Below are 24531 nucleotides of genomic sequence, written 5' to 3'. Positions count from 1 at the left end.
GAGTGGTCCGCGCCGCCGGCACAGTACGGCGTCGGGGTGCGCCGCAATGTCGCGGTGGAGATGAGCGACGGGGTGGTGCTGCGCGCCGATATCCATTACCCCACTGAACGCGACACCGGATCGCCGGCGGCCGGGCCGTTTCCGGTCCTGCTGTCGGTGACCCCCTACGGCAAACTCGCCCCGCCACCGGCCGCGCAGATCGGCGGCGGTCCCACGCCTCGCCTGATCCGGCGCGGCTACATCGAGGTGATGGTCGACGTTCGCGGCACCGGCGCGTCCGGTGGGTCGTTCCAGATGTTCGGCCCGGACCAGGCTCGCGATGGCGTCGAGCTGGTGAACTGGGCCGCGACGCTGCCGAACGCCAACGGCCGGGTCGGCATGTTCGGCATCTCCTACCTGGCGATCAACCAGCTGTTCACCGCGGCCGCCGTCGGCCCGGACTCCCCGCTGAAGGCGATCTTCCCGGTGATGGCGGCCAACGACTTCTACCGGGATGCCGCCGCGATGGGCGGCGCTCCGCACCTGGCGACCGTGCGCGGCTACGGCGCGCTCTACACGATGCTCAACGTGATCAACCCGGCCCTCGAGTTCTTCACCCGCGGTGACCATCCCCGGCCCCGGGCCGGCGGACTGGCCGCGGTGCGCCAGCGCGGCAGGGATCAGCGCGGCTACTTCGGGCCGTTGGTGACCGAGGCGCGCGTCGGTGGTGACGCCGCCTACGACGGTCCGTTCTGGGACAGCATGCGGCCCGACCTCGTGCTGCCCGAGATCGCGGCCAACAAGGTGGCCGTCTTTCTGGTGGGCGGCTGGCACGACGCCTTCCAGCGCGGCGCGCCGCTGAATTACGCCGCCCTGCAGAACGCCTGCAGCGACCGGCCGGTACACGCCCCGATGCAGCCCGGGCAGCCACTGGCAGATCGGATCAGGCTGATGATGGGGCCCTGGTATCACGTATCGGCTTACGACGGGCTGCGTATCCAGGACCTGCAGCTGCGCTGGTTTGATCATTGGCTGAAAGACGATGCGGCCGCGGAGATCTCCGGTTCGCCGTTCACGTTTCAGGCGATCGGCGACAGCCGCTGGTACCACGCCGGCGAGTACCCGATTCCGGCGGCGACGCCCACCCGGTTGTACCTGTCGCAGGGCGGCCGGCTGATCGCCGACGCCCCGGCCGAGCAGACGCTGGCCGCACTGCCATACCGCACTCGCGGTCCGATGTCGGGACGCAGCCTGGAACAGTGGACGCTCGGCCTGAACAGCTTCATCACCGCCGCCGCCGGCGGCCGCACCCGCTACGACCAGGACAACCGCCGCCTACACCGAAATGCGTTGACCTACACCGGCGAACCGTTCGATGCGCCGACGCTCATCGCCGGACCGATCACGCTGCACGTGCAGGCAACGGCCGATACCACCGAGACGCTGTGGGTCGCCTACCTCGACGACGTCGCGCCCGAGGGGGTGAGCCGCCCACTGACACAGGGGGCGCTGCTGGGCTCGCACCGGGCGCTCGATCCGGAGCGCAGCTGGTATCTGCCGGACGGCACCGTGCTGCGCCCGCACCACATCAGCACCCGGTCAGCGGTGCGGCCCGTCGAACCGGGGGAGCTGACCGGCTATGACATCGAGATCTTTCCGACCGCCGCGATGATCGCTCCCGGCCACCGGCTGCGGCTGACCCTGACCACCTACGATTTCCCGCACCTGGTGCCGACCGCGCCCGCACGCCGGGCGCTGGCCGGCGGCACCTACCGCCTGCACCAGGGTGGGCCCACCCCGTCGTTTCTGCTGTTGCCGCTGGCCGATCCGGACGCGCTGGATTAACCCTGCTCTGCTAGCCCTTTTCTGCGACGTCCCGGATGCGTTCCAGCGTGCGCCGCATATCGCGAATGTTGTTGCGCTGCCGCAGAAAACCGCCGAACACCCAGTAGTACACGCTGGTCAGGAAGGAGTCGGCCAGTTTGAACGACTCGGTGACGTCGGTGCCGTCGGTGGTGGGCGTCAGCTCGTAGCGCCACCGGTTCAGTGCTCGATCACCGGCGAGCACCGCGAAGCCGAAGACCCGATTGGGCTCGCACTCGGTGACCCGGCACGTCGTCCAGTACACCGGACCGATCCCGTTGCGCTTGACGTGTCCCCGGAACCGTGCCCCCACTGCTGGGCCGGTGGCGCCGTCGAGCCATTCGGCCTCGAAGGTCTCGGGGGAGAACTGCCCGATGTTGCGGACATCAGCCACCAGATCCCAGATCCGCTCGGGAGGTGCTGCCATGTGAACTGTCGCGGAACCCTGCATGCTCGCCAATCCAAGCACGTCCGCCGCGGTCCAGCTACGGCTACCCCGAACAAAGCGCTGAGCCCCACCCGGATCGGGTGGGGCTCAGTGCTTCAGCTGTCTGACTTTTCGGGTCAGCCCTCGGAACTGCCGCTCTCGGCGCTGCCGCCGCCGGCGCTGGCGCCCAGGTGGCTCTGCAGGTCAGGCTTCATCGCCTGCAACTGAGCCCCCCAGTACTCCCAGCTGTGGGTTCCGTAGTCCGGGAAGTTGAACACGGCGTTGTTGCCGCCGGCCGCGGTGTAGAGCTCCTGGAACTTCTTGTTCTGGCCGATCATGAAGTTGCCCTCGAGGAACGTCGCGGGGATGTTGTCGCCCCCCAGCTCGTTCGGGCGGCCGTTGCCGCAGTAGACCCACAGTCGGGTGTTGTTGGCCACCAGCTTGCCGACGTTGACGGTCGGGTCGTTGCGCAACCAGGCCGGGTCGTCGTCCGGGCCCCACATGTCTTCCTTCTTGTAGCCACCGGCGTCACCCATGGCCAGCCCGATCCAGCTCTTGCCGTCCGAGGGGTTGATGTAGCCGGACAGCGAACCGGCGTAGGTGAACTGGTTGGGGTGGTAGATGGCCAGCGTCATCGCCGACGCGCCGGCCATCGACAGGCCGACCGCCGCGTTGCGGCTCTGGCTCACGCCGTACTCCGAAGCCAGGTACGAGGGCAGTTCGCTGGTGAGGAAGGTCTCCCACTTGTAGGTGGTGCAGCCCGCCTTGCCACAGGCCGGCTTGTACCAGTCGCTGTAGAAGCTGGACTGGCCGCCGACCGGCATGATCACCGAGATGCCCGACTGGTAGTACCACTCGAACGCCGGGGTGTTGATGTCCCAGCCGTTGAAGTCGTCCTGGGCGCGCATGCCGTCGAGCAGGTACAGGCCCGGGGAACCCTGACCACCGCTCTGGAACTGAACCTTGATGTCACGGCCCATACCCGCTGAAGGAACCTGCAGGTACTCGACCGGCAGACCCGGCCGCGAGAACGCCGATGCGGTCGCCTCGCCACCGGTCAGGCCGATCAGGCCCGGCAGCGCTGCTGCGGCCACCGCGCCGACCATAAGTCGGCGCACCCAGCGCATTCCCTTGGTCACGTCTGTCATTCCTGCCCCTTGTCGTCTGCTACGGAACGCTCTCGAAATACTGTCAAAGTAACTAATCTGTCGTTCGCGACGCAACGCACGCCACCACTTCTGGATCGGGCCCTCAACATGCGACAACGGCCGCTATCCGCAACTCCGCGGCCGTCTCGGGTATCCGACTCGCGATATAGCATACCCGAATTCCGGGCGGTACCCGGTTAGCCACAACCCCCCGACACGCGTAGGCTGCCCTGCGGTAAGCCGACAAGACCACACTGTCCTGGGCTGTCTCCGGTCCGTTCCGGTGCCCGCCGAGTCCCAGCACGGGGACCCGGCGCAGGCTCTCCGCCGACGCGGTGACATCGCAGATCAGGACGATTGGGGCGCGCGATTTTGGACACGGTACTGGGGCTGGCGATGACGCCGACGACGCTCGGCTGGGTCATGGCCGAAGGTCAGGCCGATGGCTGCCCGACGGTTTCCGGTGACGAGTTCGGTATCACCGGTGGTGATGCCGGATTGGATGCGGTGAGCATGGCGTCGTCGGCGTCGGCCGTTGCCGCTCGGGTCCGCACGGTGCTGGCCGCCCGCGGCGACCGGCTGCACGGCGTGGGAGTGACCTGGAGCGACGACGCAGCCGTGGGGGCCGCCCTGCTGCTGGAGTCGCTGGCCGACGCCGGATTCGACAATGTGGTGCCGGTGCGATTCGCGCGCGCCGCCGCCTCGCTGACCAGTGGCATCGGCTCCCGCGGCGAACAGAGCGCGGTGTGTGTCATCGAACCCGGATCGGCCACGCTGGTGTTCGGCGGCCGCGGTGACGAGGGCCCGGTCGTCAGCAGCTGCCCGATCGGCGGCACCGACGAGGTGATCGACTGGCTGGCCGATGCCTTTGCCGCGGGCGGCCGGCGGCCCGAGACGCTGATGGTGGCCGGTTCGATGCGCGGCATGGACCGGCTCGGGCGCCGCCTGGAGTCCCGGCTTTCGGTACCGGTCTTCGTCCAGTCCGGGGCGCAGCAGGCGTTGGCGCGCGGTGCGGCGCTGGCCCTGGCGCCGTACGCCGACCTGACCGGCCCGCCGATCACCGGCGCCCCGGCCGGGCTGCGGATCGGCGGCGTCGGCTCAAAACGTGCGATGCCCTTCTCGTACGCCGCGGCCGTGACGATGCTGACCGGGGGAGCGGTGACCTTCGTGGCCTCACTCTCGGCCGCGCTGAGCCTGCAGCTGGGCCCGGGCCGCGACGTCCCCGACGTGCGGCCGCCCGAGCACGCGACGGTGGCTCGCGTCGCGGTGCCCGCCGCCCCACCACCGGCCGCGCCCGCGGCGCCGCCGCCGGCCGCTCCCGCTCCCTTGGCCGAGCTGCCCGAGGACCCGGTCGAGTTCGGTTCCCTGTGGGACGGGCCGGCCGTGGCCCCGGTGCCGCCGGCGCCCCCGCCGGGCGCCGGGCCGTCCTTGCTGGACCGGTTCCGCGAGCGTCTTCCACGTCTTCCCGGCCGCTGAGGTCAGGATCTGCGGATCTGCTCCTCCGGGACGGTCGCGCAGAGGTGCACCGTCACCTCGTCGGCGACCCGCAGGGCGCCCATCAGCATCGAATAACGCCGTACGCCGAAATCGGTGTGGCGCACCACGGTCTCGCCCTCGATCCGCCACGATCCATCGAGACGGGTCACCCGCACCTCGATGACGTGCGGCCTGGCGCGGCCGCGGATCTCCAGGCTGCCGGCCAACCGGTAACCGTCGTCGGTCGGGGCGATGTCGCTGCACTCGAACCGGATTCGGCCGTACTCCGCGGCGTCAAGGCAGTTGCGCGCATTGCTGCGGATCAAGGATTTCTCCGGAGTGGTCAGCGGGGTCAGCCCGCCGTCACCGCGCAGCACCTGCAGCGAATCCACCTCGACGGTCAGCGCCGCGGCGGTGGGCCGCTGGCCCGACCAGGACACCTGCGCCTGCCAGCGCTCCATGGCGATCGTGAGCCGGTGGCCCATCTTGGCGCCCCGGCCGGTCACACCCGTGCCGAGCTGCAGCTGCCCGTGTGATGCGTCGAACTGCCCCGTGGCCATCTGCGGCACTTTAGCGGCCCGGTCGGCCGGCGACGGCATTCGGCGGATTCGCAATGAGGCGCTGCGGCCACCCGTTAGGCTTCCACGCGGGGCCGGCTGCTGGCCCGGATCGAAGAGGGACGAAGGGCAGTAGGGGCGAAAAGAATGATTCGTGAATTAGCCGCAGCTGTTTTCCTCGCGGGAGCCGCGGGTGCCGTCGCCGTCAGCGGCGCGCCGGCTGCCGGGGCATACCCCGGTGACGTGCCGGGCATGGCCGAAGGGCAGCGGCAGGGCGACGCCTGCTTCAGCTGGGAGCGCTTCATCTACGGCCACGGCCCCAACGGCCAGGCGCTGGCATGCCATTTCATCGCCAACCAGTGGCCGCCCAAGGACACCGGGTTCTGGCAGATCTCCTACCCGCTCTACGGGGTGCAGGACATCGGTTCGCCGTGCCCCAACCCGCAATCGGCCGCGCAGTCGCCCGATGGATTGCCGCTGCTGTGCCTGGGCGCGCGGGGCTGGCAGCCCGGCATCTACACCGGGGGTATCGGGCCGTACTTCCCGCCCGGGATCGCCCAGGTCGGATGACCGAGGCGTGAGCCGCCCCGCGTCTCCGGTGTACAGCGTTCGTCCAGGCGGTTGCATTAGCTTCAGCCGGGGTAGCTATACGCAGGAGGTGCCGAGGAGTTGGGCGAACGCGGTGAGGCGACGTCGGAACTGTTGGTGATCTTCGGGATAACCGGAGACCTGGCCCGCAAAATGACCTTCCGCGCGCTGTACCGCCTGGAGCGCCGCCAGCTGCTCGACTGCCCGATCCTGGGGGTGGCCAGCGACGACATCACGGTCGAGGAGTTGGTCGATCGGGCCGGCGAGGCGATCCGCCAGTCCGGAGAGTCCTTCGACGAGGCGGTGTTTCGCCGGTTGGCGAAGCGGATGTCGTATCTGCACGGCGACGTCACGGATGCCGCGCTCTACGAGCAGCTCGCCGAGCGCGTCGGCGCCGACAAGCAGTGCCTGTACTACCTGGAGATGCCGCCGTCGCTGTTCGCCCCGATCGTGGAAAATCTGGGCCGGGCCGGGCTGCTGGAGTGCTCGCGGGTGGCGGTGGAGAAGCCGTTCGGCCACGACCTGGCCTCTGCCCGCGACCTGAATTCCCGGCTGCGCGCGGTGCTGCGCGAAGACCAGATCCTGCGGGTGGACCACTTTCTGGGCAAGCAGCCCGTCGCCGACCTCGAGTACCTGCGGTTCGCCAACACGACCCTGGCCGAGCTGTGGGACCGGCACACGATTGCCGAGATCCACATCACCATGGCCGAGAATTTCGGCGTCGAGGAGCGCGGCAGCTTCTACGACGCCGTCGGTGCGCTGCGGGATGTGGTGCAGAACCACCTGCTGCAGGTGCTGGCGCTGTTCGCGATGGAGCCACCGGTCGGGCCCGGCGATGACGACCTCAACGACAAGAAGGCCGAGGTGTTCCGGGCGATGCCCCCGGCCGAACCCGCGCATTACGTGCGGGGCCAGTACCGCGGTTATGCCGACGTCCCCGGGGTGGCCGACGGGTCGCAGACCGAGACCTTCGTCGCGCTGCGCCTGCAGATCGAGAACTGGCGCTGGGCGGGGGTGCCGATCTTCCTGCGGGCCGGCAAGGCCCTGCCCGAACGCGTCACCGAGGTCCGGCTGTTCACTCGCCGCGTTCCGGCCCTGGAGTTCATGCCGCAACGCGGACGCGCCCAACGCAATCAGATCGTGTTGCGTATCGACCCCGATCCGGGACTGCGGCTGCAACTGGTGGCCCAGGACGACGACACCTGGCGCGACGTCCACCTGGATTCGTCGTTTGCCCGTGATCTGGGGGAACCGATCCGGCCCTATGAGCGGCTATTGCATGCGGCGATGATCGGCGATCGCCGGATGTTCGCCCGCGAGGACAGCATCGAGGAGACCTGGCGCATCGTGGCACCGCTGCTCGATCAGCCGGGAGACGTCCACTCCTACGAACGCGGTTCGTGGGGGCCCGAGGCCGCGCACGAGCTGGTGCGCGGCCATCGCAATTGGCAGGACCCATGGCTGCCGGAAGGCGGCCCGGCACAGTAGGAAGGACAGCTATGCGACTGGGGATGATCGGCCTGGGCCGGATGGGAGCCAATCTCGTTCGGCGGCTGACCGCCGACGGCCACGAATGCGTCGTCTACGACCACAATGCCGACGCGGTCGCCGCGCTGGCCGCCGAGGCCAACACCACCGGGGTGTCCTCGCTCGCCGAACTGGCCGAGAACCTTCCCACCCCCCGCGTTGTGTGGGTGATGGTGCCGGCCGGCAAGATCACCACCGGCGTCATCGAAGAACTCGCCGAGACCCTGGCGGCAGGCGACATCGTGATCGACGGCGGCAACTCCTACTACCGCGATGACATCGCACACGCAAAAATGCTGTCCGACAAAGGGATTCACTTACTGGACTGCGGGACCAGCGGCGGCGTGTGGGGCCGCGAACGCGGCTACTGCCTGATGATCGGGGGAGACCGCGACGCGTTCGACCGGGTCGAGCCGATCTTTGCCACCATTGCGCCCGGCGTCGAGGCCGCCCCGCGCACGCCGGGCCGCGACGGTGAGGTCTCCCAGGCCGAGAACGGCTACCTGCACTGCGGCCCGTCGGGGGCCGGGCACTTCGTGAAGATGGTGCACAACGGCATCGAGTACGGGATGATGGCCTCGATCGCCGAGGGGCTGAACATCTTGCACCACGCCAACATCGGCAAATCCGAACAACAGGGTGACGCCGAGACCGCACCGCTGAACCATCCCGAGTTCTATCAGTACGACATCGACATCGAACAGGTCACCGAGGTCTGGCGGCGGGGCAGCGTGATCGGCTCCTGGCTGCTGGACCTGACCGCCAGCGCGCTGCAGAAATCTCCGGCGCTGGAGGAATTCGCCGGGCGGGTCTCCGATTCCGGGGAGGGCCGCTGGACCGTCATCGCCGCGATCGACGAAGGGGTGCCCGCACCGGTGCTGACCACGGCGCTGTACGCGCGCTTCGCTTCGCGCCATCTGTTCGAGTTCGGTGCCAAGGTGCTCTCGGCGATGCGCAAGCAATTCGGCGGGCACGACGAGAAATCCGCGTGAGCTAGCCCGTTCGGCCGAGCGCGGCGTCGCGCGACCCTGGCCGCCCGCCGTCCTGGCGTGCCAGTATGGGGAATGCCGCAGCGACGGCGAGGGACTCAGACGAGCGCTGTTCCGGTGCTGGCCACCGCCGGCCGAACGACGGGGCCGGTGATCGGCCTGATCATGCTGCTGCTCGTCGCCGGCGCGGCGACGCGCGGATATCTGCCCGGCGGGCAGCATGTCGCACACCGGCCCGCGGCGACGGGTCCGTTGGAGCCGATCATTCTGGCGGCCTTGCTCGCGATGTCCGTCGGCGCCCTCGTGGTCGCCGCCATCCAGCGGGCGCGCCAGCATCGCGCGGTGGCCGGCAGCATGGGAGAACTGTCCGCCACAGTCGGTGCCCGTCGGGCAAAGCCGGCATGGCGGGTGCTGCTGATCGCCGTGGCCGCGGTGGCGGTGTGGTCACTGACGGTCGTGGTGCTGACCAAGCTGGGCGCGGCGCACCGCTTCACGATTTCGGCACGGCTCTTCGGTGTGCGCGGTGAGGCGCCCGCAACACCGGCCGGCCCGGAAGCGCGGGCCCCGGTGTCGCCGCACCCGCTGCCGGACGGCTCGACAGGCGCGGTGTTCGGTCCACTGCTGGTGCTGGCCGCGGTCCTACTGGTGCTGATCGCCGCGGCGGTCGTCATCGCGCGTTCCCGCCGGACCACGCCGGCGCCGCCGGAAACCGGGCCGGTGACGGCGGCGGGGCCCGCGCCCTCCGCAGGCGAAACCCTGGCCCGGGCAGCCGAACTCGGCTTGACCCGGATCGCCGACCGAAGCCGCGGGCCGCGAGAGGCGATCATCGCCTGCTACGCGGTCATGGAGCGCCACCTCGCCGACGTTCCCGATGCCGCGCCGCGCGAGTTCGACACTCCCAGTGAAGTGCTGGCACGGGCCGTCGAGCACCACGCGCTGCCGGCCGAGAACGCATCCCGACTGGTGGAGCTGTTCACCGAGGCGCGGTTCAGCCCGCACCTGATGACCGAGCGGCACCGCTCCGACGCGGTCGCGATACTGCGGCTGGTCCTCGACGAGTTGCGGACGCCGACATGAAAACGCTTGCGCTACAAGGTTTGCTGCTGGTAACCGCGGTCCAGCTGGCGGCGCTTTTCACCCACCAGCGTCAGAGCCTGCTCTACGTGGCGGGCATCGCGGTCGCGGTGCCGCTGGCCGGAATCCGGCGGCTGCTGACTCCACCCGCAGAGTCTGCGGCGCCCGAGCCCACCGATGAGCCCGGAGAGTCGTTGCGGCGGTGGCTGTCGGGCACCGAAGCCAGAATCCGCTGGGCGGAATCGACCAGAGCGGACTGGGATCGACGCTGGCGGCCGATCCTGGCCCGTCAGTTCGAGGTCTCCAGCGGCCAGCGGCGGGCGAAGAACCCGGCGGCGTTCAACGCGACCGGGGTGATGCTGTTCGGTGACGAGCTGTGGCCCTGGGTGGATCCGGTCAACGTCGCGCCCGCCGGGAGCCACGGGCCCGGCCCGGGACGTGCTGCGCTGGAGGAGATCCTGTACCGCCTGGAGCAGCGATGAGCGCGGGACTGTCGGGCACCGCGGCGATCACCGCCGAACGCTGCACCGCGGTGCTCGACGAGATCGAGCAGGCGGTGGTGGGCAAACGGGCCGCGCTGACCCTCATCCTGACCGCGGTGCTCGCCGGCGGCCATGTGCTCATCGAAGACCTTCCGGGCCTGGGCAAGACGTTGATCGCGCGATCGTTCGCCGCCGCCCTCGGCCTGGACTTCACCCGGGTGCAGTTCACTCCGGACCTGCTGCCGGCCGACCTGCTCGGCACGACCATCTATGACATGGCTTCGGGCCGTTTCGAGTTCCGGCGCGGGCCGATCTTCACCAATCTGGTGTTGGCCGACGAGATCAACCGGACCCCGCCCAAGACCCAGGCCGCGTTGCTGGAAGCGATGGCCGAAGGCCAGGTCAGCATCGACGGCCACACCCATCGGCTGCCGTCGCCGTTCATCGTGCTGGCCACCGACAACCCGATCGAATACGAGGGCACCTACCCGCTGCCGGAGGCCCAACTGGACCGGTTCGCGGTCAGGCTGCGCCTGGGCTACCTCACCGAACAGAACGAGGCGGCGATGCTGCGCCGCCGACTCGATCGGGGCGCCGCGTCGCCGACGGTGCGTCAGGTGATCGACGCGCAGGACGTGATCGCCATGCGGGAATCGGTGGAGCAGGTCAGCGTGCACGAGGACGTCCTGCGCTACGTGGTGACGCTGGCGAACGGGACACGCCACCATCCGCAGGTGGCCGTGGGCGCCAGTCCACGATCCGAGCTCGACCTCATCCAGCTGGCCCGGGCGCGCGCGCTGCTGCTCGGCCGTGACTACGTGATCCCCGAAGACGTCAAGGCGCTGGCCACTTCGGCGGTCGCGCACCGGATCACGCTGCGGCCCGAGATGTGGGTGCGGCGCGTCCAGGGCTCCGATGTGGTGGAGGAGCTCCTGCGGCGGCTGCCGGTGCCGCGCACCCCGGGTGCGCCCGGACCGCCGCCGGATGCGACGCCGCCGTGACGCACCGCCGGCAGACCCGCGAGGTTTCCGAGGTGGACATCGAATTGCATTGGCGGGCATCGCCGTTGGCCCGTGCGTTGGCCACCGGTGCGGCGCTGGCCCTGGCGGTGGCGGTGGGCGGGTCGCGCTGGCAGCTGATCGCGTTCGCCGCGCCGCTGCTCGGCGTGCTGTGCTCGCTGGGTTGGCAGCCGCCGGTACCGGTGTTGCGGGTGCACGCGAGTCCCGCGGCGCAGCGCTGCTTCGAATCCGAGCCGGTCGAAGTGATCGTCCGGGCCGCGGCATGTACCGGCGAGGCGGCCGCGGTGCGCCTGAAGGTGTCGGCGCATCCGGCGATGCAACTCGATATCGCCACGGCTGCCGGCGAGCCCGGCGCCAACAAGTCGGTGACGGCCAGCGCCCGGCGCTGGGGCCGCTATCCGATCCGAGCCACCGTCGCCGCCGTGGGCCGGGGCGGGCTGTTGGCCGGCACGGCCACCGCCGACGTCGCCGAGATCACGGTGTTCCCGCTGGCGCCCCCGCAGCCCACGCCGCTGCCGCACAGCGAGCTGCTCGACCGGGTCGGGACGCATTTGACCCGGCACCCGGGCCGCGGTGTGGAATACGCCGACATCCGCGCCTACGTACCCGGCGACCCGTTGCGTGCGGTGAACTGGCCGGTCAGTGCGCGGCGGGGCAGCCTGCACGTGACCGAGCGGCTGACCGACCGGGCCGCCGACGTGGTGGTGCTGATCGACGCCTACCCGCAGCCGCGCGGGCCCGCGACAGCGGCGACCGAGCGGTCGGTGCTGGGCGCGGCGCACGTCGTGCAGACCGCGTTGCGCAGCGGTGACCGCGCCGGGATCGTCACGCTCGGTGGCCGAGACCCGCGCTGGGTCGGCGCCGATATCGGGCAGCGCCAGTTCTACCGCATCGTCGATGCCGTCCTGGGTGCCGGCGACGGCTTCGAGCCCACCACCGGGACGCTCGCACCGCGGGCGGCGGTGCCGCCAGGCGCCCTGATCATCGCGTTCTCCACCTTGCTGGACACCGAGTTCGCGCTCGCACTGACCGACTTGCGCAAGCGCGGGCACGTGGTGCTGGCGGTCGATGTGCTGGCCGGCCCCCCGTTCGAGGAGCAACCCGCTCCGCTGGTGGCAAGGCTCTGGACGCTGCAGCGCACCGCCATGTACCGGGACATGGCCAGCGTCGGCGTCGACGTCGCAGCGTGGTCGCCGCAGCAGCCCCTGGAGCAGTCCATGCGCCTGGTGACGCAGCGCCATCGCCCGACGGCGGTGCGGTGATGGAGCATTCAGGCCGCGCCGCTGCGGCCGACCGGTTCCTGTCGCTGGTGCTGTCCGTAGCGTGCGGGCTGGCGATGGCCGCTGCCGCCGGCTCCGGAGCGTCCGGGATCGCCGCGGCCGGCGCGCTGCTCACGGCCGCGGCGGTGCTGGCCGGACTCTGGTGGCGGCCCGCCGCGACGGCCGCGGTGCTGCTGGCCATCGCGGTGATCGGGTTCGCCGATCCGCCAACGGTTTCGGTGGCGGTCGCCGGGTTGGCCGCGGTCGGCTACCTGTTGTTGCGGCACGCCGCCGACGGTGCTGCCCCGGTGACCGGCCCGGCGCTGCTGGGCGCGGCGGGATTCAGCGTCGTCGGGGTCGTGGCGGCGAGCTTCCCGCTGCAGCTGCCGTGGTTACCGCTGGTGGCAGCGCCCGCCGCGCTGGGCTGCTACGTGCTGGCGTTGCGGCCGTTCCTGTCGTGACGCGGGAAAGCCCTCAGACCGAGGCTGCGGCGTTGATCTCGTCCAGGCGACCGGTGGCCTCGAGGTACTCCTGCACCCAGCGCTGCATGACGGTCGAGGTCTTCTCCACCTTGGTGAACTGGCCGACGACCTGACCCACCGGGTTGAACGCCACGTCGACGCTCTCGTTGGGGTACTTGTTCGTGGCCCGCACCGCCATCCCGGACACCATGTACTGCAGCGGCATGCCCAGCGGCTTGGGGTTCTCCGGGGCCTCCCACGCCTCGGTCCAGTCGTTGCGCAGCATCCGGGCCGGCTTGCCGGTGAAGGAGCGGCTGCGCACGGTGTCGCGGCTGCTGGCCTTGATGTAGGCCGCGTGCTGGGCTTCGGTGTTCGAGGATTCCTCGACCATCAGCCACTGCGAACCGGTCCACGCACCTTGGGCGCCAAGCGCCAACGCCGCGGCGATCTGCTGGCCGCTGCCGATACCGCCTGCGGCCAGCACCGGTACCGGCGCCACCGCCTTGACGACCTCGGGCCACAACACGATCGAGCCCACCTCGCCGCAGTGGCCGCCGGCCTCACCGCCCTGCGCGATGATGATGTCCACCCCCGCAGCGGCGTGCTTCTGGGCCTGCGAGGCCGATCCGCACAACGCGGCGACCTTGCGGCCGGCTTCATGGATGTGCTTGATCATGTCGGCCGGGGGAGTCCCGAGTGCGTTGGCGATCATCGTCACCTTCGGGTGCTGCAGCGCCACCTCGACCTGCGGGGTGGCGGTCGCCTCGGTCCAGCCGAGCAGCTGCAGGCTGTCCTCGTCGGCGCCCTCCACCGGAACGCCGTGGTCGGCCAGCAGCTTCTTGCCGAAGTCGAGGTGCTGCTGGGGCACCAGCTTGCGAAGCGAGTCGGCGAGCTCCTCGGCGGACTGCCCGGAATCCATGCCCTCGTACTTGTTGGGGATGACGATGTCGACGCCGTAGGGGTGGTCCCCGATGTTCTCGTCGATCCAGTTCAGCTCGATCTCCAGCTGCTCGGGGGTGAAGCCGACCGCGCCCAGCACCCCGAAACCACCGGCCTTGCTCACGGCCACGACCACGTCGCGACAGTGGGTAAAGGCGAAGATCGGGAACTCGATGCCGAGTTCGTCGCAGAGGGGAGTGTGCATGACTTACTCCTTCAAGGGCGGCGGGACCGAAGTGAAACGTGTTCTAATTTAGTACCAGACTCGGCGTGGCGAGGCCAGTCGGCCCCAGTGGGCCGCGTGAATGCAACACTACCGCCCATCGTGTCCGGGGTCGGGTTCAGTGGGTCGCGAAGGCGCGGAGCACGGCCACCCCGAAACCGGCGGCGCGGCGCAGGGATCGGCCGCCGGTGCGGCCGGCCCCGGTCACGTGCAGCACCGGCCAGCCCTGCTCGGCCGCCAGTGCCGCCAGCCCGGGGCGCGGATTGACCGGCCGGGGCTGGCCCACCAGCGACATCAGCGCGGCGTCCTCGTCGCCGTCGGCGTAGAAGAAGCTCTCGGCGAGGTCGACCCCGTTGTTCGCGCAGAACCGCTGGACCGCGGCCGCCTTCTCTGGTCCCCACACCACCGGTTTGACGACGCCGCCGGTCAGCACGCCCCGCTCGTCGAGTTCGAACCGGTTGCACAGCACCTGCGGAATGCCCAGGTAGTGGGCGACCGGCTCGGCGTGGATGGTCAGCGCCGAGGAACTCAGCACCACGGTGTGGCCTTGCTGCTGATGGGCCCGCACGACCTCCTGCATGTGCGGATAGACCCGGCTGGTGATGTGGTCGGCGAAGAGCCGCTCACCGACGTCGTCGAGCTCGGTGATCGATTCGCCGCGCAGGTAGCCCGCCGCGCGCACCAGCAGCCGCTCGAATTGCATGCGGCCCAGCCGATATCGCACCGCGGCCTCGACGACGCCGAGCACCTCACCGGCCCGGGCCTGACGCCGGCGGATCCGGTCGCCGGCGTGTGCGGTGGCGGTGAACCCGGACACCAGCGTGCCGTCCAGATCGAAGAATGCTCCGATCCGGGCGCCGGTTTCGCTGCGGCCGATCTCGGCGATCAGATCGCGCGGTGATGCGGTCATCGGCGTCGATGTTACGTCCGCCGCCGCGAATCACCGCCACCACGCGCCGCACGAACGGAGGCGAAACCGGCAGCTGATAGCGTGTTTGGCCTAGCGAAAGGAGGCCGGCGCCATGGCCAGCGAGACCAGTGAAACCACCGCGACCGATGTGCGGAACGCCCTGTCCGAGCAGGCCGCGGAGCTCGGCTGGCAGCGTACCCAGCGGGAGCGTGTCGACATCTACGGCCGTGGGGCCGCCCACGTCCACGCGGTATGGCGCGACAGCGGCACCCTCAACGGCGGGGCCCACTATGACGACTCCGTCCTGCTCGCCTACACCACGGAGCTGGCGAAGATCCAGAGCTGGCTGGCCAGATAGGGCTCGATAACCGCGACGGCTCCGGTTCGCAACGGTTGCATAACCGCCCCTCGTGTCACACGGGCAACATTTTTCACACGGCTAACTTCAGTCCCGACCTTGTAGTTATCGGGATGGGGAAGAAAGCCATGTCACGTATCCGTAATTGCCTCACCGTCGCGGCCGGCGCCGCCGCGGGACTGTTCCTGACGGCACTCGCCTCGAGCGCCACCGCCGGCGCGGACGCGGTGCCGATCAACCCGGGCCTGCCCGGCGTCGTCGAGCAGATGGTCGCCTCCTCGACCACTATCCCGCAACAGTTGCTGCAGACCACCACGTCGGCACTGGGCGGAACCTCGGTAGCGCCGGCTGCATCGGGGGCGCAGTCGCCTCTCGCCACCGCGACCCTCAACGTTCCGCAGACCTCGGGTGCCACGGCGCCGGCGTCGCAGGCCGGCGGCCTGCCCGGACTGTCCGGCTTCCCGGCCAATCTGACGTCGGTGCTGCCGTTCCCGATGCCGAACTTCGGACCCACCACACCGGTGCCCACCGCGGTGGCGCCGACGGCCTTCGCGCCGTCGGCCCCGATGCCGCCGATGGAGGTCCTGCTGATTCCCGGCTTGCCCTGACGGTGAGGCCGTAACCTCGGACCGGTGAGCGCACGCGCAGGAATCGTGGTCACCGGTACCGAGGTACTCACCGGACGGATCGCCGATCGCAATGGACCGTGGCTGGCCGACCGGCTCCTGGAACTGGGAGTCGAGTTGGCGCACATCACGATCTGCGGCGACCGGCCCCGCGACATCGAGGCCCAACTGCGGTTCCTGGCCGGCGAGGGTGTCGACCTGATCATCACCAGCGGCGGTCTGGGGCCGACAGCTGATGACCTGACGGTCGACACCGTCGCCCGGTTCTGCGGACGCGATGTCGTGCTCGACGCCGCGCTGGAAGCCCGGATCGCCGACATCCTCAAACCGATGATGGCGCGCTTCACCGGGCCGGGCGCCCCGGATTTCGCGACGGTCCGGGCGGCCAACCGCAAACAGGCCATGGTCCCGGCCGGCGCGACCGTTCTCGATCCGGTGGGTACCGCGCCCGGTGTGGTGGTGCCCGGCTCTCCGACGGTGGTGGTGCTGCCCGGGCCGCCGCGCGAGCTGCAACCGATGTGGCACAAGGCGATAGCCACCGCCGAGGTGCAGCAGGCGATCGCCGGTCGCACCCGCTACGAACAGCAGACCGTGCGGATGTTCGGGCTGCCCGAGTCCGGTCTGGCCGACACGCTGCGGCACGCCCAAGAGGCGATCGCCGACTTCCTGCGGCTGGAGATCACCACCTGCCTGCGCCGCGGCGAGCTCGAGATCGTCACCCGCTACGAACCCGATGCCGCCGCGACCTACGGCCGGCTGCTCGCGCTGCTGCGCGAACGGCACGCCCGGGCGATCTTCTCCGAAGACGGTTCGCGCATCGACGATCTGGTGGCGGTGCAGCTGGCCGGCCGGCGGATCGCGACCGCGGAATCGTGCACCGCCGGGCTGCTGGCAGGCCGACTGGCCGACCCGCCCGGGGCCTCGGCTTACCTCGCCGGCGGGGTGGTGTCCTACGCCGACGACGCCAAGGTTGACCTGCTCGGAGTCGACGCTGCCCTGATCGCCGAGCACGGTGCGGTCTCCGAGCCGGTGGCCGAGGCGATGGCCGCCGGTGCGCTGCGCCGCTTCGCCGCCGATACGGCGGTGGCGATCACCGGAATCGCCGGCCCCGGTGGCGGAACACCGGACAAGCCGGTGGGAACCGTGTGCTTCTGTGTCGCGCTCGGGGACGGCCGGCTGCTCACGCGCACGACCCGGCTGCCGGGGGACCGGGCCGACGTTCGCGAACGCTCGACGACGGTGGCCATGCATCTGCTGTACCGCGCCTTGTCAACCGCGTGATTGCGACCGCATCCGGTGGTATGAACATCTCACCGAGGAGTTGCGGATGTGAACACGATGTGGTTGAGCGGATCCGGTTACTGGCTGGGCCGGCTGGTGCTGGAACGCGGCATCGCCGCGATTTACGTCCTGGCGTTCGTCGCCGCCGCGCGCCAGTTCCGTGCCCTGATCGGTGAGCACGGCATGCTGCCGGTGCCGCGGTACCTGCGCCGGCGGCCATTCGGAGTGAGCCCCAGCATCTTTCAGCTGTACTACTCGGACCGGTTTTTCGCCGCCATCTGCTGGCTGGGGGCAGCACTGGCAGCCGCCCTGGTGGCCGGGGCCGGCGAGCTGGTCCCGCTGTGGGCGGTGATGGCGATCTGGCTGCTGTTGTGGGCGATGTACCTGTCGATCGTCAACGTCGGCCAGACCTGGTATTCGTTCGGCTGGGAATCGATCCTGCTGGAGGCCGGGCTGCTGGCGGTATTCCTGGGCAACGACCGCGTCGCGCCTCCGGTGCTGGTGATGTGGCTGGCCCGGTGGCTGCTGTTCCGGATCGAGTTCGGGGCGGGGCTGATCAAGCTGCGTGGCGACTCCTGCTGGCGCGACCTGACCTGCCTGGACTACCACCACGAGACCCAGCCGATGCCGGGACCGCTGAGCTGGTTCTTCCACCACCTGCCCAAACCGCTGCACCGGATCGAAGTCGCCGGAAACCATGTCGCCCAGCTGGTGGTGCCGTTCGGGTTGTTCGCTCCGCAGCCGATCGCCGGGGCGGCGGCGGTGATCATCATCGTCACCCAGCTGTGGCTGGTGGCCTCCGGCAACTTCGCCTGGCTGAACTGGGTGACGATCGTGCTGGCCGCCAGCGCGCTCGACCAGTCGTGGTTCACCGGACTGCTTCCGGGCCTGCAGCCCCCGGTGATGCCGGATCCCCCGGCGTGGTTCGCCGTCGCTGCGATCGCCTTTGCTGCGATGGTGGTGGTGCTCAGCTATTGGCCGGTGCGCAACATGGCATCACGCAATCAGCGAATGAACGCCTCGTTCAATCCCTTTCATCTAGTCAACACCTACGGGGCGTTCGGGACCGTCGGACGCTCCCGGCAAGAAGTGGTCATCGAGGGGACCGCCGACGCTGAGCTCACCGGCAAGACGGTCTGGCGGGAATACGAATTCAAGGGCAAACCCGGTGCCACTGACCGGCTGCCACGGCAGTGGGCGCCCTATCACCTGCGGCTGGACTGGCTGATGTGGTTCGCCGCGTTGTCGCCGACCTACGCGCTGCCGTGGCGCGACGCGCTGCTGGAACGTCTGCTGCGCAACGACCGCGACACGCTGCGCCTGTTGCGGCACAACCCTTTCCCGGACGAGCCGCCGCGGTACGTGCGTGCACTGCTTTACGATTACCGCTTCACCACCCCGGCTGAGCGCCGGCGCGATCGGGCGTGGTGGCATCGCAGCCTGGTGGGCATCTACCTGCCGCCGGTCTCGGCCTCTGGTCGCGGGTCCTAGCGGGTGTCAACCCAGAAGGCGGTGCCGGCCAGCGCAAGCGTGAGCACCGCCAGCAGTGCCGTGTCGGTAAGGCCCAGCCGCGGCGTTTCGGAGCCCTCGGCAGCCAGGCGCCGTTCGCAGGCGATCAGGAACAGCGGGAAGGTGACGCTGATCGCGATGAGGAAGCCGCCGGCGATATAGGCCCAGACGAACCGCACGTTGTGCCGGCGCGCCTCGAGGACCATCAGGATCGCGGCGGCCAAGAACAGCAGCACGATATCGGCGGTGATCGAGCGCGCCGCGGGTGTCACGGTGGTGTCGAGCAGGAATTGCGGGAACACGTCGGCGAACTCATACGCCAGATTCTGGCTCCAGGTCGCGACCAGCGCGACAACGGATATCGCAGCGTAGACACCGCAGCGGATCTTGGCGGCTGTGTTCATCTGGCCAACGGTAAACGCGCGGCGCGGCGCGCACGGCGGTTTCGCCTCTACAGTTCCAGCAGCACGGTCACCGGTCCGTCGTTGACCAGCTCGACCGCCATGTGTGCCCCGAACACCCCGGTCGCCACCTGCGCGCCCAATTTCCGCAGCGCCTCGGCGAACTCGGCCACCAGCGGCTCGGCGACGGCACCCGGAGCGGCGGCGTTCCAGGAGGGGCGCCGCCCCTTCGCGGTGTCGGCGTACAAGGTGAACTGGCTGACCACCAGGATCGGCGCGCCGACGTCGGAGGCCGAGCGTTGGCCGTCGAGAATCCTTAACTGCCAGAGCTTTTCGGCAAGGCGCCGCGCCTTGGCCGCGTCATCGCCGTGGGTGACAGCGACCAGCGCCACCAATCCATGGCTTTCCGGCGTGATCGCACCGACGGTTTCGCCGTCGACGGTAACCCGGGCCGACGAGACGCGTTGCACCAGAACCCGCATGGGCCCGACTCTAGGTAGGCTCGGCGATGGTGCGACCGGGAGGGGTGGTCAGATGTCGGTGGTCGTCGCGTTCTCGGTCACGCCACTCGGAGTGGGCGAGGGAGTGGGTGAGCTCGTCGCGGAGGCGGTGCGGGTCGTGCGCGAGTCGGGTCTGCCCAACCGCACCGATTCGATGTTCACCGTGATCGAAAGCGATAGCTGGGCCGAGGCGATGGCAGTGGTGCAGCGAGCGGTGGAAGCGGTGGCGGCCCGCTCGCCACGGGTGAGCACGGTGATCAAGGCCGACTGGCGAGCCGCCGCGGTCGATGCGATGACCACCAAGGTGGCGTCGGTGGAGCGGCATCTGGCGGCGCCACCTAGTTGACGGCGACGTCGAGGATGGGTCTGCCCACGCCGGCGCCGGGTCCGTCGAAGTGCCACCACTCCCCGGAATAGCCGGCGAGGCCGCCGGCGCTCATCGCGTCGCGCAGGGCGGCGCGTTCGGCCGCGGCGCGCGCGCTGATCCCGCCGGCGAAGGCCGTAGCGCGCGGCGAGAAGTCGTCGAAGTCGGTGCCCATCTCGACCAGCCGCCCCTGCGGGTCGGCGGTCGTCACGTCGACCGACCGCCCGGTCTCATGGCTGCGGGCCAGCGGGCCGGGCCGGGCCACCCAGTTCGGATCCGGCACCACCTCGAACATCCGCACCTGCACATCGTGCGGCCGGTAGCAGTCCCAGAACACCAACGTCCGGCCCCGGCCACGCAGCGCATCGGCGGCCGCCGTCAAGCCCGGAGCCAGCGACTCGTGCACCAGGCAGCGGGCATCGGCCGGATACAGCTGCACGCCGGTGAAGTTGTTCGCCGTGGCATACCGCAGATCGAGGATCGCGTCCGGCACCGCGCTGCGGACGTCGACGAACCCCGCCGCGCGCGCCGCCGGGGACACCGGTGGTGGACCGGGAACGGCCCACGCCGCGCCGGCCCCCAAGGCGGCCAACAGCAGCGGCACCACGGCCAACGACCTGATCATGAGGCCGGCACCACCACGGTCAGCCGGTGGCCGTCGCGCTCCACCCGCATCCCGGCCCGGCGGGCGATCGCCGCCACGGCCGCGGCGTCGGTCGGGTCGGACCTGGTGGTGGCCAGCGCCCGGGCCAGCCGGCCCTTGTGCGCCTTGTTGAAGTGACTGACGCTGGCCCGCCGGCCGTCGGGATGTTCGGCGACCACGTCGACGCTGACCGCACCGGGAATCTTGGCCAGCGCCGCATACGACCCGGACCGCAGGTCGACGATCAGTTCGGCGGCGGCGATCTCGGCCAGCAGCGGCTCCAACATCGGGCGCCAGCGCTGGGCCAGGCCGGGCCGCCCGGGCAGCTTCGAGGTCGCCGACAGTCGGTAGGCGGGTACCGGATCGGTTGCCCGCAGCAGCCCGAACAGGGCCGAGCCGACCGCCAGCCGCTCGGCGGCACGGGCTGCCGCCGCGCCGCGCAGCGAGCCGATGTCGAGCGCCTCGTACAGCACGCCGGTGTAGCGGTTGATCGCCGGCGCCGTCGGCGCCGAACGCAACAGGGCGTTGCGGTCGATCTCGGCGTCCTGGCCGGCCGACAGCGCCAGTGCGCGCCGGCTGGCGTCCCGATCCGCGGCCAGGGCGACCAGCTCGTCGACCAGCGCCGCCCGCAGCTCGGTCAGCTGCGGGGACCCGAGCGCCTCCAGGCGCAGCCGCTGCCCGTCGCCGCCGGCCCGCTTGGTCTCCGACGGTGGCAGCAGCACGATCACAGCGCCGAGGTTAATCGAGCCGCTGCGCACACCAGCGCGGTGGCGAGCATCGCCGCTCCGAGGGTGTCGGTGAGGAAGTGGTAACCGCAGGCCACCAAACCGAGCATGCCCAGCAGGCTCAGCACCGTCGCCAGGGCCAGAGTCCCGCGCCGAGCCCGGCTCGAACCGGCCACCACGACCAGCATGCCCAGCACCGCGACCAGTAGCGCGGTGTGCCCGCTGGGATATTCCAGGAATGGGCCGTTGCGCCGGTCGAAGAGGTACTTGAGGGCCTGGCTGGCCGCGGTGACCACGAACGGGCAGAGCAGCACCGCGGCCGCCAGCGCCCACTGCCGCCGCAATAAGGTGACCGCCAGACAGCCCACCAGCACCGCGAACACCAGCCAGCCACTGGTGAACGTCAGCAGCCACCGCGGCTGGCCGCCGAGGAGAGCGCGGGTGCGATGGCTGAACCAGTCGTCGAAGGTGGTCGAGCCGCGGCCCACCGCCCAGCCCAGGGCCAGCGTGGCTAATAGGCCGACCAGCGGCCACCAGCGCAGCGCTGCGGCGAAGCCTCGGCTCAGGCCGACTTCTGGAACAGCGGCAGCAGCGCCTGGCGGCGCTGGTCGTTGCCGTCGGCGAGCGTGTGCAGCGCCTGCTCCACCGACCGCGCCGTCGGGAACATGGCGTCCTCATCGAAGTCGCCGAGCAACTCGCTGACCGCCGGGCCCTCGATGAGCGTCCAATCCACACCCGCGGCACGGCAGTCACCGTCGATCACGCACAGCAGCCAGATACCGGCGGCCGCGAACGAGGTGACCCCGCTCAAGTCCAGCAGCAGCGGTTCCTTGGCGAGGACGAAGCGACGAGCCTGCTCACTGAGCTGGTCCACGTTGGTGGAATCGATCCGGCCCCGGATCGTGATCACCGTCGCCAGGTGGCGGGAGTGTGCCCGGATCTGCGCGCCACCGCAGTCGACGGTGGGGTTGTTCTGCTGACCGATCCGTGCTGTGCCCCGTGTGGTGATGGTGATAGCCATGCCCAGCCCCCGCTTCCCATTGTCTGACCACTGCCGGCTGATATCCGACCGTGACATTTCCCGACGTTAGGCGGTGAAGTTAAGGCGCGTTGGGCGGCCGATTAACGCTTTGGTGAGATATCGAACGGCTCGGTCGTTCCGGTGAACTCCTTGACCCGGCCGTCGCGCCCCCGGGCGTCGCCGTGATAGCGCAGTCGGTAGCGTCCGGCGGCGGTGTCCTCGGGCACCGCCCAGGTCACCGTCACGGCGGAGCCGCGACGGCCGGCGCGGCGCCAACGCAACGTCGTCGACCAGTCGCCGTCGTCGGCCACGGTGCTCCATCCCTCGCCGGTTTCGCGCTCAACCCGCAGGTAGGTGCCGCCGCGGTGCAGGTCGTTGTTCGGGTAGGCGCCGGCGAACACCGCCGCCACGGTGGTCCCCGGCTGATACCGCGGCTGCGGCGGCTGCAGGACGTCGCCGAACCGGTGGCCCGGGGCCGGTTCGTCCGGGTACGGGTGGCGGCGTGACCGCCGGGCGCGGGCCGGCGCGGCGGGGGCGTTGCCGTTCGGCGCCGGCCGCCGCTCGCGCATCGCGGTGGCCAGCCCGGCGACCACCTGTTGCAGCGCCGCGAGCTCCCAGCGGCCGAACATCGTGCTGCCGCCCTCGTAGCGCTGCTCCTCGTACTCCTCCGGCGTGGTGACGTAGTGCAGATAGCCGTTGCTGTAGCCGGCGACCAGCACATCCCGCAGCTCGGCGCCCACGATCGCGGCCACGGTGCGGCGCAAGCGCAGCCCAGCCACGATCGTCACTTCGGCGGGGATCCCGATCAGATACAGCTGCCCGATGCGCAGCAGCTGGATGGGGCCACCGTTGGGCATCAGTGCCAGGGCCTTGTTCAGCCGGCTGCCCGGGCCCATCGCTCCCTTGGGTGCGTGGGCGTCGCGTAGGCGCGGAGCCAGGCGGTAGACGGTGCTGGTGACCAGCGCATCGATGATGCGGTTGCGGCCCTGTCTGACCAGCGGATGCAGTGGCCCGGGCCCCTCGTCGGTGCCGGCCAGTGCCGCCGCGCCGGCCAGCGCGGGCCCGGTGCGGTGGGTTCGCCCGTCGCCGGTGAACTCGGCCGAGACCTCGAAATCAGACAGGTCGACGTAACTGGCCAGCGCGTCCAGGCCGCCGGTGACCTCGCTGCCGTGCCCGGTCGTCAGGTCGGTGGCCGCGGCGGCCTGCCGAGCCCCGATGATCCGGGTGTTCTCGAACTCGTCCTCGGTGGGCCCGCTGCCGGGCCGGTGGTTGAGATTCGGCGACATGTCGCCGGTGTTGGTCTGGGCGAAGGCCGCGATGAAGTCCGGCGGTTCGGGCGCCAGGTAGTCGACGCCGCGGTCGAGGCGCTCCAGTTGGTAGGCGGCGTAGCCCTTGTTGTCGCCGCTGATCAAGGTGTTGCGGTTGGTCATGGAGGTGCCGTGGGTGGCGAACCAGTTCACCGCGCCGACCAGCCGGCCGCCGCGTTCGATGCGCAGCAGGGTGGTCTGCGGGTCGATGGCGTCGGGGAAGTGGGCGCGGTCGGCTTCGGGATTGCGGGCGAACGCCGACGGTGAGCGGTTGGTGCTGGCATCGTGCAACCGGCCGACGGCGAGGCTCAACGTGGCGGGAGCGAGGTCGGCATGCGCGCGCTCGATCGCCTCGCAGGTGCCGTCGACGATCGCGGTGAACGTCTGCGGCCGAAAGCCGCCGGTGTTGGAGTTGTAGAGCCGGTGATCGGAGTACCCCCCGGGCCCGCAATGGGTGTGCGTGGCGGTCAGCATCACGTTGCGGAACGTGTACAGCTCGCCGTGACCGGCGGCGAGGCGCCCGAGCACCGCGCGGTGCACGCTTTCCAGCAGCAGCGGCAGTTCGCAGACGACCAGCAGCAGCCGGGCGCTGGTGGCGGTGTCGACGAACACGAACGCCCGGGCGCGCAGCCGGTTGTGCAGCCCGGAAGTCTGCTGGGAGGCCACGCCGTAACCGAGCATTCCGCACTCGGCGGGTTCGCCGGTGATGTCGGCGATCCCGCGACCCACCCGATACTGCTCTGGCATCGCTTCAGTATTCACACCGGCCGGCATAAACCCGGCAGGCGCACCCGGCCGGCAACTTCACCGAGGACGGTCCCGCTGCTAGTCTGCGATGGCTGCCGGCCACCGGTTGCGGCTGCCGATAGTCGGGC

Annotated in this window: 27 protein-coding genes; 15 read left to right on the top strand and 12 right to left on the bottom strand. The window is 70.2% G+C overall.

What is annotated here, in order from left to right; translation table 11 throughout:
* Nucleotides 1–60: 60 nt before the first annotated feature.
* Nucleotides 61–1824, top strand: coding sequence for a CocE/NonD family hydrolase (locus AC5Y31_RS15580; protein ID WP_301636339.1), 1764 nt, complete (start codon nucleotides 61–63; stop codon nucleotides 1822–1824).
* A 10-nt stretch (nucleotides 1825–1834) separates the two neighbouring features.
* Here the strand turns inward: AC5Y31_RS15580 and AC5Y31_RS15575 are convergent, their stop codons facing one another.
* Complete coding sequence (locus AC5Y31_RS15575) at nucleotides 1835–2293, bottom strand: SRPBCC family protein (RefSeq protein ID WP_082966534.1); 459 nt, start codon at nucleotides 2291–2293, stop codon at nucleotides 1835–1837.
* 113 nt (nucleotides 2294–2406) lie between these two features.
* The gene (locus AC5Y31_RS15570) at nucleotides 2407–3417 is read right to left on the bottom strand and encodes an esterase family protein (protein WP_065025524.1); all 1011 of its coding nucleotides are present in this window, start codon (nucleotides 3415–3417) and stop codon (nucleotides 2407–2409) included.
* A gap of 372 nt (nucleotides 3418–3789) precedes the next feature.
* Here AC5Y31_RS15570 and AC5Y31_RS15565 point away from each other — a divergent pair, with 372 nt between their 5' ends.
* A complete protein-coding gene (locus tag AC5Y31_RS15565; protein ID WP_499981376.1) occupies nucleotides 3790–4893 on the top strand; it encodes a DUF7159 family protein in 1104 nt (367 codons plus the stop codon).
* Nucleotides 4894–4895: 2 nt separating this feature from the next.
* Here the strand turns inward: AC5Y31_RS15565 and AC5Y31_RS15560 are convergent, their stop codons facing one another.
* Nucleotides 4896–5453: a YceI family protein gene (locus tag AC5Y31_RS15560; RefSeq protein WP_499981375.1), complete on the bottom strand. Its 558-nt coding sequence runs from the start codon at nucleotides 5451–5453 to the stop codon at nucleotides 4896–4898.
* A 144-nt stretch (nucleotides 5454–5597) separates the two neighbouring features.
* On the opposite strand from AC5Y31_RS15560, the gene AC5Y31_RS15555 reads away from it, so the two are divergent.
* The 8 genes from AC5Y31_RS15555 to AC5Y31_RS15520 all read left to right on the top strand — a co-directional run bounded on the left by AC5Y31_RS15555 (nucleotide 5598) and on the right by AC5Y31_RS15520 (nucleotide 12849).
* Nucleotides 5598–6020 (top strand): hypothetical protein, encoded by a 423-nt coding sequence (locus AC5Y31_RS15555; protein WP_499981373.1) that lies wholly within the window; start codon nucleotides 5598–5600, stop codon nucleotides 6018–6020.
* Between the two features lie 99 nt (nucleotides 6021–6119).
* Nucleotides 6120–7526, top strand: a complete 1407-nt coding sequence (locus AC5Y31_RS15550) for a glucose-6-phosphate dehydrogenase (protein WP_301635799.1) — start codon at nucleotides 6120–6122, stop codon at nucleotides 7524–7526.
* An 11-nt stretch (nucleotides 7527–7537) separates the two neighbouring features.
* Complete coding sequence (gene gnd / locus AC5Y31_RS15545; protein WP_499981370.1) at nucleotides 7538–8557, top strand: phosphogluconate dehydrogenase (NAD(+)-dependent, decarboxylating); 1020 nt, start codon at nucleotides 7538–7540, stop codon at nucleotides 8555–8557.
* A gap of 114 nt (nucleotides 8558–8671) precedes the next feature.
* Nucleotides 8672–9631 (top strand): DUF4129 domain-containing protein, encoded by a 960-nt coding sequence (locus AC5Y31_RS15540; RefSeq protein WP_499981368.1) that lies wholly within the window; start codon nucleotides 8672–8674, stop codon nucleotides 9629–9631.
* Nucleotides 9628–10110 (top strand): hypothetical protein, encoded by a 483-nt coding sequence (locus AC5Y31_RS15535; protein WP_499981366.1) that lies wholly within the window; start codon nucleotides 9628–9630, stop codon nucleotides 10108–10110. The genes AC5Y31_RS15540 and AC5Y31_RS15535 overlap by 4 nt, the downstream gene beginning before the upstream one ends.
* A complete protein-coding gene (locus AC5Y31_RS15530; protein ID WP_499981364.1) occupies nucleotides 10107–11111 on the top strand; it encodes an AAA family ATPase in 1005 nt (334 codons plus the stop codon). The genes AC5Y31_RS15535 and AC5Y31_RS15530 overlap by 4 nt, the downstream gene beginning before the upstream one ends.
* Nucleotides 11108–12391, top strand: coding sequence for a DUF58 domain-containing protein (locus tag AC5Y31_RS15525; RefSeq protein ID WP_499981362.1), 1284 nt, complete (start codon nucleotides 11108–11110; stop codon nucleotides 12389–12391). Before AC5Y31_RS15530 ends, AC5Y31_RS15525 begins: the two co-directional genes overlap by 4 nt.
* The gene (locus AC5Y31_RS15520; RefSeq protein ID WP_499981361.1) at nucleotides 12391–12849 is read left to right on the top strand and encodes a hypothetical protein; all 459 of its coding nucleotides are present in this window, start codon (nucleotides 12391–12393) and stop codon (nucleotides 12847–12849) included. The genes AC5Y31_RS15525 and AC5Y31_RS15520 overlap by 1 nt, the downstream gene beginning before the upstream one ends.
* A gap of 13 nt (nucleotides 12850–12862) precedes the next feature.
* Here the strand turns inward: AC5Y31_RS15520 and AC5Y31_RS15515 are convergent, their stop codons facing one another.
* Both AC5Y31_RS15515 and AC5Y31_RS15510 read right to left on the bottom strand, forming a co-directional pair.
* Nucleotides 12863–13993: a nitronate monooxygenase gene (locus AC5Y31_RS15515; RefSeq protein WP_065025532.1), complete on the bottom strand. Its 1131-nt coding sequence runs from the start codon at nucleotides 13991–13993 to the stop codon at nucleotides 12863–12865.
* Between the two features lie 136 nt (nucleotides 13994–14129).
* Nucleotides 14130–14921, bottom strand: coding sequence for an HAD family hydrolase (locus tag AC5Y31_RS15510; RefSeq protein WP_065025533.1), 792 nt, complete (start codon nucleotides 14919–14921; stop codon nucleotides 14130–14132).
* A 112-nt stretch (nucleotides 14922–15033) separates the two neighbouring features.
* Between AC5Y31_RS15510 and AC5Y31_RS15505 the strand changes: the two genes are divergently transcribed.
* The 4 genes from AC5Y31_RS15505 to AC5Y31_RS15490 all read left to right on the top strand — a co-directional run bounded on the left by AC5Y31_RS15505 (nucleotide 15034) and on the right by AC5Y31_RS15490 (nucleotide 18677).
* Nucleotides 15034–15279, top strand: coding sequence for a hypothetical protein (locus AC5Y31_RS15505; protein ID WP_064855471.1), 246 nt, complete (start codon nucleotides 15034–15036; stop codon nucleotides 15277–15279).
* 128 nt (nucleotides 15280–15407) lie between these two features.
* Nucleotides 15408–15887 (top strand): hypothetical protein, encoded by a 480-nt coding sequence (locus AC5Y31_RS15500; RefSeq protein WP_499981358.1) that lies wholly within the window; start codon nucleotides 15408–15410, stop codon nucleotides 15885–15887.
* A 24-nt stretch (nucleotides 15888–15911) separates the two neighbouring features.
* Nucleotides 15912–17186: a competence/damage-inducible protein A gene (locus AC5Y31_RS15495; RefSeq protein ID WP_499981356.1), complete on the top strand. Its 1275-nt coding sequence runs from the start codon at nucleotides 15912–15914 to the stop codon at nucleotides 17184–17186.
* A gap of 57 nt (nucleotides 17187–17243) precedes the next feature.
* Nucleotides 17244–18677, top strand: coding sequence for a lipase maturation factor family protein (locus tag AC5Y31_RS15490; RefSeq protein WP_499981417.1), 1434 nt, complete (start codon nucleotides 17244–17246; stop codon nucleotides 18675–18677).
* On the opposite strand, the gene AC5Y31_RS15485 is transcribed toward AC5Y31_RS15490, so the two are convergent.
* Nucleotides 18674–19099, bottom strand: a complete 426-nt coding sequence (locus tag AC5Y31_RS15485; RefSeq protein ID WP_499981353.1) for a DUF2834 domain-containing protein — start codon at nucleotides 19097–19099, stop codon at nucleotides 18674–18676. The two genes, AC5Y31_RS15490 and AC5Y31_RS15485, sit on opposite strands and share 4 nt — an antisense overlap.
* A 47-nt stretch (nucleotides 19100–19146) precedes the next feature.
* Complete coding sequence (gene dtd / locus AC5Y31_RS15480) at nucleotides 19147–19578, bottom strand: D-aminoacyl-tRNA deacylase (RefSeq protein WP_499981349.1); 432 nt, start codon at nucleotides 19576–19578, stop codon at nucleotides 19147–19149.
* A gap of 52 nt (nucleotides 19579–19630) precedes the next feature.
* Between dtd and AC5Y31_RS15475 the strand changes: the two genes are divergently transcribed.
* Complete coding sequence (locus tag AC5Y31_RS15475) at nucleotides 19631–19942, top strand: MTH1187 family thiamine-binding protein (protein ID WP_499981345.1); 312 nt, start codon at nucleotides 19631–19633, stop codon at nucleotides 19940–19942.
* On the opposite strand, the gene AC5Y31_RS15470 is transcribed toward AC5Y31_RS15475, so the two are convergent.
* The 5 genes from AC5Y31_RS15470 to AC5Y31_RS15450 all read right to left on the bottom strand — a co-directional run bounded on the left by AC5Y31_RS15470 (nucleotide 19935) and on the right by AC5Y31_RS15450 (nucleotide 24403).
* Nucleotides 19935–20585: a M15 family metallopeptidase gene (locus AC5Y31_RS15470; RefSeq protein ID WP_499981343.1), complete on the bottom strand. Its 651-nt coding sequence runs from the start codon at nucleotides 20583–20585 to the stop codon at nucleotides 19935–19937. The two genes, AC5Y31_RS15475 and AC5Y31_RS15470, sit on opposite strands and share 8 nt — an antisense overlap.
* Nucleotides 20582–21331, bottom strand: a complete 750-nt coding sequence (gene yaaA, locus AC5Y31_RS15465; protein ID WP_499981341.1) for a peroxide stress protein YaaA — start codon at nucleotides 21329–21331, stop codon at nucleotides 20582–20584. The genes AC5Y31_RS15470 and yaaA overlap by 4 nt, the downstream gene beginning before the upstream one ends.
* Entirely contained in the window at nucleotides 21328–21816 is a 489-nt protein-coding gene (locus tag AC5Y31_RS15460; protein WP_499981339.1) for a phosphatase PAP2 family protein, read from the bottom strand. The genes yaaA and AC5Y31_RS15460 overlap by 4 nt, the downstream gene beginning before the upstream one ends.
* A gap of 74 nt (nucleotides 21817–21890) precedes the next feature.
* A complete protein-coding gene (locus tag AC5Y31_RS15455; RefSeq protein WP_301636336.1) occupies nucleotides 21891–22349 on the bottom strand; it encodes an STAS domain-containing protein in 459 nt (152 codons plus the stop codon).
* A gap of 101 nt (nucleotides 22350–22450) precedes the next feature.
* The gene (locus tag AC5Y31_RS15450; RefSeq protein WP_499981337.1) at nucleotides 22451–24403 is read right to left on the bottom strand and encodes a neutral/alkaline non-lysosomal ceramidase N-terminal domain-containing protein; all 1953 of its coding nucleotides are present in this window, start codon (nucleotides 24401–24403) and stop codon (nucleotides 22451–22453) included.
* Nucleotides 24404–24531: the final 128 nt, after the last annotated feature.

This window comes from Mycobacterium sp. NGS18 (genome assembly GCF_059813185.1).
Note: the sequence above shows the minus strand (reverse complement) of the source record. Positions and strands in the feature narration are given on the sequence as shown.